This window comes from Ramlibacter aquaticus (genome assembly GCF_015159745.1).
GTDB classification, from domain to species: domain Bacteria; phylum Pseudomonadota; class Gammaproteobacteria; order Burkholderiales; family Burkholderiaceae_C; genus Ramlibacter; species Ramlibacter aquaticus.
Map to the genome: position 1 here is coordinate 41,305 of NZ_JADDOJ010000022.1, position 8,378 is coordinate 49,682.

10 protein-coding genes are annotated in these 8,378 nt (G+C 69.4%); 1 reads left to right on the top strand and 9 read right to left on the bottom strand.

The annotated features are described in order from the left end of the window. Positions 1 to 8 precede the first annotated feature (8 nt). The 6 genes from IM725_RS07645 to IM725_RS07670 are packed head-to-tail and all read right to left on the bottom strand — an operon-like array spanning position 9 to position 5,734. Positions 9 to 503 (bottom strand): LPS-assembly lipoprotein LptE, encoded by a 495-nt coding sequence (locus IM725_RS07645; RefSeq protein ID WP_193779981.1) that lies wholly within the window; start codon positions 501 to 503, stop codon positions 9 to 11. Further along, the gene (leuS, locus tag IM725_RS07650) at positions 503 to 3,124 is read right to left on the bottom strand and encodes a leucine--tRNA ligase (protein ID WP_193779982.1); all 2,622 of its coding nucleotides are present in this window, start codon (positions 3,122 to 3,124) and stop codon (positions 503 to 505) included. Before leuS ends, IM725_RS07645 begins: the two co-directional genes overlap by 1 nt. Positions 3,125 to 3,175: 51 nt before the next feature. Further along, positions 3,176 to 3,658, bottom strand: coding sequence for an ExbD/TolR family protein (locus IM725_RS07655; RefSeq protein WP_193779983.1), 483 nt, complete (start codon positions 3,656 to 3,658; stop codon positions 3,176 to 3,178). Next, complete coding sequence (locus IM725_RS07660) at positions 3,655 to 4,320, bottom strand: MotA/TolQ/ExbB proton channel family protein (protein WP_193779984.1); 666 nt, start codon at positions 4,318 to 4,320, stop codon at positions 3,655 to 3,657. The genes IM725_RS07655 and IM725_RS07660 overlap by 4 nt, the downstream gene beginning before the upstream one ends. Continuing rightward, positions 4,317 to 5,132, bottom strand: a complete 816-nt coding sequence (gene dapB / locus IM725_RS07665) for a 4-hydroxy-tetrahydrodipicolinate reductase (RefSeq protein ID WP_193779985.1) — start codon at positions 5,130 to 5,132, stop codon at positions 4,317 to 4,319. The genes IM725_RS07660 and dapB overlap by 4 nt, the downstream gene beginning before the upstream one ends. Before the next feature lie 11 nt (positions 5,133 to 5,143). After that, positions 5,144 to 5,734: an outer membrane protein assembly factor BamE gene (locus IM725_RS07670; protein WP_193779986.1), complete on the bottom strand. Its 591-nt coding sequence runs from the start codon at positions 5,732 to 5,734 to the stop codon at positions 5,144 to 5,146. Positions 5,735 to 5,805: 71 nt separating this feature from the next. On the opposite strand from IM725_RS07670, the gene fur reads away from it, so the two are divergent. Further along, entirely contained in the window at positions 5,806 to 6,234 is a 429-nt protein-coding gene (gene fur, locus IM725_RS07675) for a ferric iron uptake transcriptional regulator (RefSeq protein ID WP_193779987.1), read from the top strand. Positions 6,235 to 6,243: 9 nt separating this feature from the next. Here fur and hprK read toward each other — a convergent pair whose 3' ends face one another. The 3 genes from hprK to hpf all read right to left on the bottom strand — a co-directional run bounded on the left by hprK (position 6,244) and on the right by hpf (position 8,079). Continuing rightward, positions 6,244 to 7,194, bottom strand: a complete 951-nt coding sequence (gene hprK / locus IM725_RS07680) for an HPr(Ser) kinase/phosphatase (RefSeq protein ID WP_193779988.1) — start codon at positions 7,192 to 7,194, stop codon at positions 6,244 to 6,246. Next, positions 7,191 to 7,658: a PTS sugar transporter subunit IIA gene (locus IM725_RS07685; RefSeq protein ID WP_193779989.1), complete on the bottom strand. Its 468-nt coding sequence runs from the start codon at positions 7,656 to 7,658 to the stop codon at positions 7,191 to 7,193. Before IM725_RS07685 ends, hprK begins: the two co-directional genes overlap by 4 nt. A gap of 91 nt (positions 7,659 to 7,749) precedes the next feature. After that, positions 7,750 to 8,079, bottom strand: coding sequence for a ribosome hibernation-promoting factor, HPF/YfiA family (gene hpf / locus IM725_RS07690; protein WP_193779990.1), 330 nt, complete (start codon positions 8,077 to 8,079; stop codon positions 7,750 to 7,752). Between the last annotated feature and the right edge of the window lie 299 nt (positions 8,080 to 8,378).

An 8,378-nucleotide genomic window follows, 5' to 3' on the forward strand; every position in this document is an offset into this window, starting at 1 on the left:
CCGCCGTCTCAGGCGATCTTCACCGTCGACAGGCGGCGCAGGATCTGCTGCACCAGGTCGTTCTGCATGTCCCGGTAGAGCAGGTTCTCCTCCTGCTCCTTGGCCAGCGCGTAAGTCTCCGAGTAGCTGATGTCGCGCGACTGCAGCAGCTCGGTGCTGGGCAGCAGCTCCTTGCCCTGCGGGGTGCGCAGGCGGATGGACAGCCGCAGGCGCAGCTCGAACTCGGTCACCTGGCCGGCCGCGCTCAGGCCGACCACCACCTTCTCGCGCCGCTCGACCGGGATGTCCAGCACCACCTGGGCCTGGGCCGGCGCGCTGCCCTCGGGCAGGACCTTGACGCCGGCATCGGCCAGGGCCTTGCGCAGGTCGCGCGAGACCGCGGAGCCGGGCAGGCCGGCCACCAGGATGCTGCCGAAGGGGAAGGTGTAGGCGCCGCGCAGCTGGAAGCCACAGCCGGCCACGGCCAGCGCCAGCGGGAGGGTGGCCAGTGCGCGGCGGCGCATCACACCACCACGTTGACCAGGCGGCCGGGGACCACGATCACCTTCTTGGGTACCGCCCCGGCCGCATGGGCCGTGAAGGCCTCGCTGGCCACGGCCGCCGCCTCGATCTGTTCGCGGGTCGCGGCAGCCGGCACGCGGATGGCACCGCGCAGCTTGCCGTTGACCTGCAGCACCAGCTCGATCTCGTCCTGCACCATGGCGGACTCGTCGACCTCGGGCCAGGGCGCGTCCAGCAGCTCGCCGTGCGCGCTGGCGTAGCCGAGCTCCTGCCAGAGCACCTGCGTGATGTGCGGCGTCGCCGGGTACAGCACGCGCAGCAGGATGGAGAAGCCCTCGCGCAGAACGGCCTGCGCGCCGGGCTCGGCCAGGGCCTTGAAGTCCTCCAGCGCGTTGAGCATCTTCATGGCGCCCGAGACCACGGTATTGTACTGCATGCGCTGGTAGTCGTAGTCGACCTGGCGCAGCACGCCGTGCAGCTCGCGCCGCAGGGCCTTGGCCTGGGCACCGGGGGCGCCGCCGCCGTCCGCCGGCAGGCCGGCCAGCTTCACGCCGAAGGCCCAGACGCGGCGCAGGAAGCGGTAGGAGCCTTCCAGTGCGGCGTCGTTCCACTCCAGCGTGGCCTCCGGCGGAGCGGTGAACATGGTGTACAGGCGCGAGGTGTCGGCGCCGTACTTCTCGATCAGGTCCTGCGGGTCGACGCCGTTGTTCTTGGACTTGGACATGGTCGTCCAGCCCTCGTAGGTGACCGGCAGGCCGTCGGCCTTGGCGGTGGCCGACAAGACCTTGGCATGCTCGTCGCGCACGATGTCCAGCTCGTGCGTCCAGTAGTACTGCTTGCCGGCCTTCTCGCCGGTGCGCGAGAAGGCCTCGTTGAGCACCATGCCCTGCGTGAGCAGCTTGGTGAAGGGCTCGTCGACCTTGACCAGGCCCAGGTCGCGCATGACCTTGGTCCAGAAGCGCGCGTACAGCAGGTGCAGGATCGCGTGCTCGATGCCGCCGATGTACTGGTCCATGGGCATCCAGTACGCGGCGCCCTCGCCCACCATCCCGGCCTCGTTGCGCGGGTCGCAGTAGCGCATGTAGTACCAGGACGAATCCACGAAGGTGTCCATGGTGTCGGTCTCGCGCCGGGCGGGCTTGCCGCACACCGGGCACTGGCAGGCCAGGAAGTCCTCGCGCCTGTTCAGCGGGTTGCCGCTGCCGTCGGGCACGCAGTCCTGCGGCAGCACCACCGGCAGGTCCTGGTAGGGCACGGGCACGGCGCCGTGCGTCTCGCAGTGGATGATGGGGATGGGGGTGCCCCAGTAGCGCTGGCGGCTCACGCCCCAGTCGCGCAGCCGCCAGGTGACCTTCTTCTCGCCCAGGCCCTTCTCGGCCAGCTTGTGCGCCACCGCGTTGACCGCCTCCTTGTACGAGAGGCCGCTGAACACATCGGAGTTGATGGTGACGCCGCGTTCCTTGTCGCCGTACCAGTCCTGCCAGCGGTGGTAGTCGTATTCCTGGCCATCCACGTGCACCACCTGCATGATGGGCAGGTCGTACTTCAGCGCGAAAGCGAAGTCGCGCTCGTCATGGCCGGGCACGCCCATCACGGCGCCGTCGCCGTAGCCCATGAGCACGTAGTTGCCCACCCACACGTCCACCGGGTCGCCGGTCAGCGGGTGCAGCACCTGCAGGCCCGTGGGCATGCCCTCCTTCTCGCGCAGGGCCAGCTCGGCTTCCGTGGTGCCGCCCTTCTTGCAGTCCTCGATGAACTGCGCGAGCCTGGGGTTGGTCTTCGCGGCGTGGGCCGCCAGCGGGTGCTCGGGCGCCACGGCGCAGAAGGTGACGCCCATGATGGTGTCGGCGCGCGTGGTGAACACGTACATGCGCCCGCCGCCGATCGGCTCGCCGTCCTCGCCCCGGATGTCATGCGGGAAGGCGAAGCGCACGCCCTCGCTGCGGCCGATCCAGTTCTCCTGCATCAGCTTCACGCGCTCGGGCCAGCCCGGGAGCTGGTGCTGCACGTGGTCCAGCAGTTCCTGGGCGTAGTCGGTGATCTTCAGGTAGTAGCCGGGGATCTCGCGCTTCTCGACTACGGCGCCGGTGCGCCAGCCCTTGCCATCGATCACCTGCTCGTTGGCCAGCACGGTCTGGTCCACCGGGTCCCAGTTGACGACCTGGGTCTTGCGGTAGGCGATGCCCTTCTCCAGCATCTTCAGGAACAGCCACTGGTTCCACTTGTAGTAGCCGGGGTCGCAGGTGGCGACTTCGCGCGACCAGTCGATGGCCAGCCCCATCGCCTGCATCTGCTTCTTCATGTAGGCGATGTTGTCGTAGGTCCACTTCGCCGGCGGCACGCCGTTCTTCATGGCGGCGTTCTCGGCAGGCAGGCCGAAGGCGTCCCAGCCCATGGGCATGAGGACGTTGTAGCCCTTCATGCGCAGGTGCCGGGTGAGCATGTCGTTGATCGTGTAGTTGCGCACGTGGCCCATGTGCAGCTTGCCGCTGGGGTAGGGCAGCATGGAACAGGCGTAGAACTTCTTCCTGCTCGCGTCTTCGACCACGCGGTACGCGTCGCGGGCGTTCCAGTGCGCCTGCGCCGAACGCTCGACCTCGGTGGGTTGGTATTTGTCTTGCATAGGAAAAGAGGCCGGCAGGGTGCCGGCTTGTCAGGCGATTCTACGGCCCGGCTAGCGGGCGGCTGCCGTGGCGGGGGCGGCCTGCGGGCCCGCCGCGGCCGCTCCGGCGGCGGCCGGCTCGGCCGTGGGGTCGGCGACGAAGCCGATCCGGTTCAGCCCGGCCTTCTGGGCCAACCCGATCACGGCCAGCACCTGGCCGTAGGGCACGGCCCGGTCGGCGCGCAGCTGCACCTCGGTGTCCGGGCTGGCCTGGGCGGCCGCGGCCAGGCGCCCGGCCAATTGCTCGCGCGTGACCGGCTGGTCGTTCAGGAAGGCGGCGCCCTGACGGTCCAGCACCAGGGTGACGAACTTGGGTGCGTCCGCGGGCCGGGCCGCGTCGCTGCGAGGCAGGTCCAGCCGGATCGAGCTGGCCAGCAGCGGCGCCGTGAGGATGAAGATCACCACCAGCACCAGCATCACGTCCACCAGCGGGGTGACGTTGATCTCGCTCATGGGCTGCGGACCGGGGCTGCGCTCCAGCCGGCCGAAGCTCATGGGCGGGCCTCCGGCGAGGCCACGCCGTGGCCCACCAGCAGCTCGCGCAGGTCGCGCGCGAAGCCTTCGAGGTCGGCCTCGATGCGGCCGATCAGCCGGCCGAAGATGTTGTAGCCCAGCACGGCGGGGATGGCCACCGCCAGGCCGGCGGCCGTCATGATGAGCGCCTCGCCGACCGGGCCGGCGACCTTGTCGATGCCGACCTGGCCGCCGCCGGTGATGCTGGTGAGCGCGTGGTAGATGCCCCAGACCGTGCCCAGCAGGCCGACGAAGGGGGCCGTGGAGCCCACCGTGGCCAGCAGCACCTGGCCGAACTGCAGCCGGTTCAGCACGCGGTGCAGCGCGTCGCGCAGCAGCCGGGTGAGCTGCTGGGAGCGGTCGCCGGTGGCGGCGAGCGAGCCGGCCGCCGGGTTGCCGGTAGCATCGATCAGGGGCGCGACCAGCGCCTCCCGGTCGAGCGCGGCGGCGCGTTCTCGGCCTTCGGCCAGGCTGGGCGCCTGCCAGAAGGCCGCCGTGCTGCGGGCCACGTCGCGGCCGGCGCGGGCCAGCAGGCGCAGCTTCCAGAGGATGATCACCCAGCTCGCCACCGACATCAGGAGCAGGAGCACCGCCACGAACTTCGTGACCGCGTCGCCCTGGGTGAAGAGCTCGGGCAGGCTCATCGCAGGCCGAGCACGTCGAACATGTCGAACAGCCCGCTGCGCTTGCCGGCCAGGAAGCGCACCGCGCGCAGGCTGCCCTGGGCGTAGGTGGCGCGGCTGGCGGATTTGTGCGTGATCTCGATGCGCTCGCCCGTGCCGGCGAAGAGCACCGTGTGGTCGCCGACGATGTCGCCGCCGCGGATGCTGGAGAAGCCGATGGTGGACGGGTCGCGCTCGCCGGTGACGCCTTCGCGGGCGTAGACCGCGCAGTCCTTCAGGTCACGGCCCAGGGCCTGGGCGATCACCTCGCCCATCTTCAGCGCGGTGCCGGAGGGGGCGTCGACCTTGTGGCGGTGGTGCGCCTCGATGACCTCGATGTCGTAGCCGCTGGCCAGCGATTTCGCGGCCATCTCCAGCAGCTTGAGGGTGACGTTCACGCCCACGCTCATGTTGGGCGCCATGACGATGGCGATGTCGCGGGCGTAGTCCTGCACCTGCGCCTTCTGGTGCTCGGTGAAGCCGGTGGTGCCTATGACCATGTTCACCCCGCGCTCGCGGCAGGCCTGCAGGTGGGCCAGCGTGCCCTCGGGCCGGGTGAAATCGATCAGGACTTCGGACTGGGCGATGCCCGCCTTGGGGTCGGCCGTGACGGGCACGCCCGAGGCGTGGCCCAGGAAGGCGGCGGCGTCGTTGCCGATGGCGTGGCTGGCGGGGACATCGAGGGCGCCCGCGAGGACGCAGTCGCCCGAGGCACGGATGGCCTCGATCAGCATCTGCCCCATGCGGCCGCTGGCGCCGGCGACGGCGACGCGGTGGGAAACGGTGGTGGCCATGGGAAGAAGGGTCAGCGCGCGCCCGCCTCGAGCGGCGGGTAGCTGCGGGTCGGGGCGGGTGCGGCGGCGGCTGCCGCGGCGGCGGCTGCCGCGGCGGAGGCGGAGGCTGCGGCGGCGGCAGGCTCGGCCTTGCCGCGGTTCTCGGCGGCGAACTTCTGCAGCTGCTCGGGCGTGGCCTCCAGCGGAGGCACCTTGGCGTTGAGGCGGCGGTTGTCCAGCGAGGCGACGAACTCGGCTTCGCTGGGCATGGTGTCGCCGTCGGCGCGCTCGAACGCGTCGCCCTTGAAGAACACCGCCAGGCGGCGCTCCTGCGGGGGCACGCCCTGGCGCTTGAGCGTGAAGACGTAATCCCAGCGGTCGGCGTGGAAGGCGTCCGTCAGCAGAGGCGTGCCCAGGATGTCGCGCACCTGCTGGCGCGTCATGCCGGGCTTGAGCGCCTCGACCTGCTCACGCGACACGAAGTTGCCCTGCACCACCTCGATCTTGTAGGGCGTGATCGAATTGGCGATGCGGTAGCTGACGCTGTCGAGGCCGCCGCAACCGGCCAGGGCCGCTGAGGCGCACAGCACGGAAACGAGGGCGCGGCGGGTTGAAACGGGCATGGGCGGGACGCTGGCGATATGATCCGACGATTGTAGCGGCAGGGTCCCGCGGGACCCTTTCCTAGCGCAGCATGGCCAATATCGACGAACTCAAGAACACCGGGCTGAAGGCCACCCTGCCGCGGCTCAAGATCCTGGATGTCTTCCAGAAGGGCGGCCAGCGGCACATGACCGCGGAGGACGTGTTCCGCGTCCTGCTGGAGGAGCGGTCGGACATCGGCCTGGCCACGGTCTACCGCGTGCTGACGCAGTTCGAGCAGGCCGGCATCCTCAGTCGCAGCCACTTCGAGAGCGGCAAGGCGGTGTACGAGCTGAACGAGGGCACCCACCACGACCACCTCGTGTGCCTGGACTGCGGCCGGGTGGAGGAGTTCTACGACGCGGAGATCGAGCGGCGCCAGAACGACGTCGCCATGGCCAAGGGCTTCCGCATCCAGGAACATGCGCTGAGCCTGTACGCGCACTGCACCAAGTCGCCCTGCCCGAACCGGCCGCGCTGAGCGCGCAGCTCAGCCGCCCTTTTCCATGGCGCGCCGGTGGCGCTCGACGAACTCCTGGTAGGTGTCCACCCCGCGCAGCTGCAGGATGGTGTTGCGCACCGCCGCCTCGACCAGCACGGCGATGTTGCGGCCGGCCACCACCTGGATCACCGCCTTGCGCACCGGCACCCCCAGCACGTCCTGGGTCAGCGGCTCATAGGGCAGGCGCTCGTACTCGCGCTCCAGCGTCTCGCGCCGCACCAGGTGCACGATGAGGCGCAGCCGCATCTTGCGGCGCACCGCCGTCTCGCCAAAGATGGCGCGTATGTCCAGCAGGCCGATGCCGCGAACCTCCAGCAGGTTCTGCAGCAGCTCGGGGCAGCGGCCCTCGATGGTGGTGTGGTTGATGCGGTAGAGGTCGACCGCGTCGTCGGCCACCAGGCCGTTGCCGCGCGAGATCAGCTCCAGCCCCAATTCGCTCTTGCCCAGGCCGGATTCGCCGGTGATCAGCACGCCCAGGCCCAGGATGTCCATGAACACGCCGTGCATGGAGGTGCGCTCGGCGAAGTGCTTGGACAGGTAGGCGCGCAGCACGTCGATGACGAAGGCCGAGGGCTCGCGGGTGGCGAACATCGGGATCTGCGCACGCTCGCACATGGACAGCAGCGCGTCCGGCGCCTGCTGGCCGTCGGTCAGCACCAGCACCGGCGGCTCCAGCGTGACGATGCGCGAGATACGGCGGGCGCAGTCCTCGGGCGTGGCGTTGCTGAGGTAGGCCACCTCGCGTTCGCCAAGGATCTGCACCCGGTAGGGATGGATGTAGTTGAGGTAGCCGACCAGGTCGGCGCCGGAGCGCGCCGCGCGGACCGCCACCTCGTCGAAGCGGCGCTCGGAAGCGCCCAGCCCCGCCACCCACTCCCACTTCAAGGTGCCGCGATGCTCCTCGAACAGGACGTCGGCGCTGACGACGGTGGGCTTCACTGCACCTGGGCGGACTGCCAGCGGTCGATCAGGCCGTGCAGCTCGGCCGCATCGGTGCAGGACTTCATCTTCTCGCGCAGCGGCGCGTCGCTGAGCAGCTCGGCGATCTCGGACAGGATCTCCAGGTGCTTCTGGGTCGCCGCCTCCGGCACCAGGAGGAAGATCAGCAGCGACACCGGCTGCTCATCCGGGGCGTCGAAGCCGATCGGCTGGGCCAGCTGGAACAGCGCGGCCATGGGCGCCTTCAGGCCCTTGATGCGGCCGTGGGGAATGGCCACGCCATGGCCCAGGCCGGTCGAGCCCAGGCGCTCGCGCGCGAACAGGCTGTCGGTGATGAGCGCGCGGGAGAGGCCGTGCAGGTTTTCGAAGAGCAGGCCCGCCTCCTCGAATGCACGCTTCTTGCTGGTGGCTTCGACGCTCACGAGCACTTGAGCGGCAGGCAGGATGGACGCGAGGCGATTCATGGTGAGGCTGCCGGATTATGCACCCCAGCCACGGGTTTCCCCCGAGAACGAAAAAGGCGCCCAGAAGGCGCCTTTTTCGCGGCTTGATCCGTCACATGACGCGCTTGGGCGCGTCGTGGTGGTGGTCCTGCAGCCGGGTCTTGTGCTTGCCCACCTGGCGGTCGAGCTTGTCCACCAGTTCGTCCAGGGCGGCGTACAGGTCCTCGTGCGAGCTCTCGGCGAACATGTCGTTGCCCTTCACGTGGATCTTGCACTCGGCCCGCTGTCGTCGTTCCTTCTCCTTCTGCTTTTCCACCGTGAGCAGGACGCGGATGTCCACGACCTGGTCGAAATGGCGGGTGATCCGATCGAGCTTGGTGGTCACGTAGCTTCTCAGCGCGGGGGTGACTTCGAGGTGGTGACCGCTGATCGTCAAGTTCATGGAAAAGGCCTCCTGTAAGGACGGGGGAAAGGGCGACGCCTGGGGATGCCGTCGGCGTGCGCCGAACCTTGGAAACTTGCTCGTGAAATCACTATGCGCCCGGCCCCCGCGAAAAGCAACCGATTTCCGCCTCATGCACAGGGGCCCAGCGACTGGCCGCGCTGACCCCGGAATGCCCCGCATCACCTCCAGAAAACCAGCTTCACGCCATGAAATGAAAAACGGCCCCGCGGGCCGTCTCGAACGCAAGCCCGCCCGGGCTGCGCTTGGGCAGCCCGGGCGGGAGGGGGCGTGGGGGT

Excerpts from the sequence above, each read along its gene's own strand:
- IM725_RS07655 (WP_193779983.1), bottom strand. The coding sequence starts at position 3,658 with ATGAGCTTCGGCCGGCTGGAGCGCAGCCCCGGTCCGCAGCCCATGAGC.
- leuS (WP_193779982.1), bottom strand. The coding sequence starts at position 3,124 with ATGCAAGACAAATACCAACCCACCGAGGTCGAGCGTTCGGCGCAGGCG.
- hpf (WP_193779990.1), bottom strand. The coding sequence starts at position 8,079 with ATGAACTTGACGATCAGCGGTCACCACCTCGAAGTCACCCCCGCGCTG.
- IM725_RS07645 (WP_193779981.1), bottom strand. The coding sequence starts at position 503 with ATGCGCCGCCGCGCACTGGCCACCCTCCCGCTGGCGCTGGCCGTGGCC.
- IM725_RS07660 (WP_193779984.1), bottom strand. The coding sequence starts at position 4,320 with ATGAGCCTGCCCGAGCTCTTCACCCAGGGCGACGCGGTCACGAAGTTC.
- IM725_RS07670 (WP_193779986.1), bottom strand. The coding sequence starts at position 5,734 with ATGCCCGTTTCAACCCGCCGCGCCCTCGTTTCCGTGCTGTGCGCCTCA.
- IM725_RS07685 (WP_193779989.1), bottom strand. The coding sequence starts at position 7,658 with ATGAATCGCCTCGCGTCCATCCTGCCTGCCGCTCAAGTGCTCGTGAGC.
- dapB (WP_193779985.1), bottom strand. The coding sequence starts at position 5,132 with ATGGCCACCACCGTTTCCCACCGCGTCGCCGTCGCCGGCGCCAGCGGC.
- fur (WP_193779987.1), top strand. The coding sequence starts at position 5,806 with ATGGCCAATATCGACGAACTCAAGAACACCGGGCTGAAGGCCACCCTG.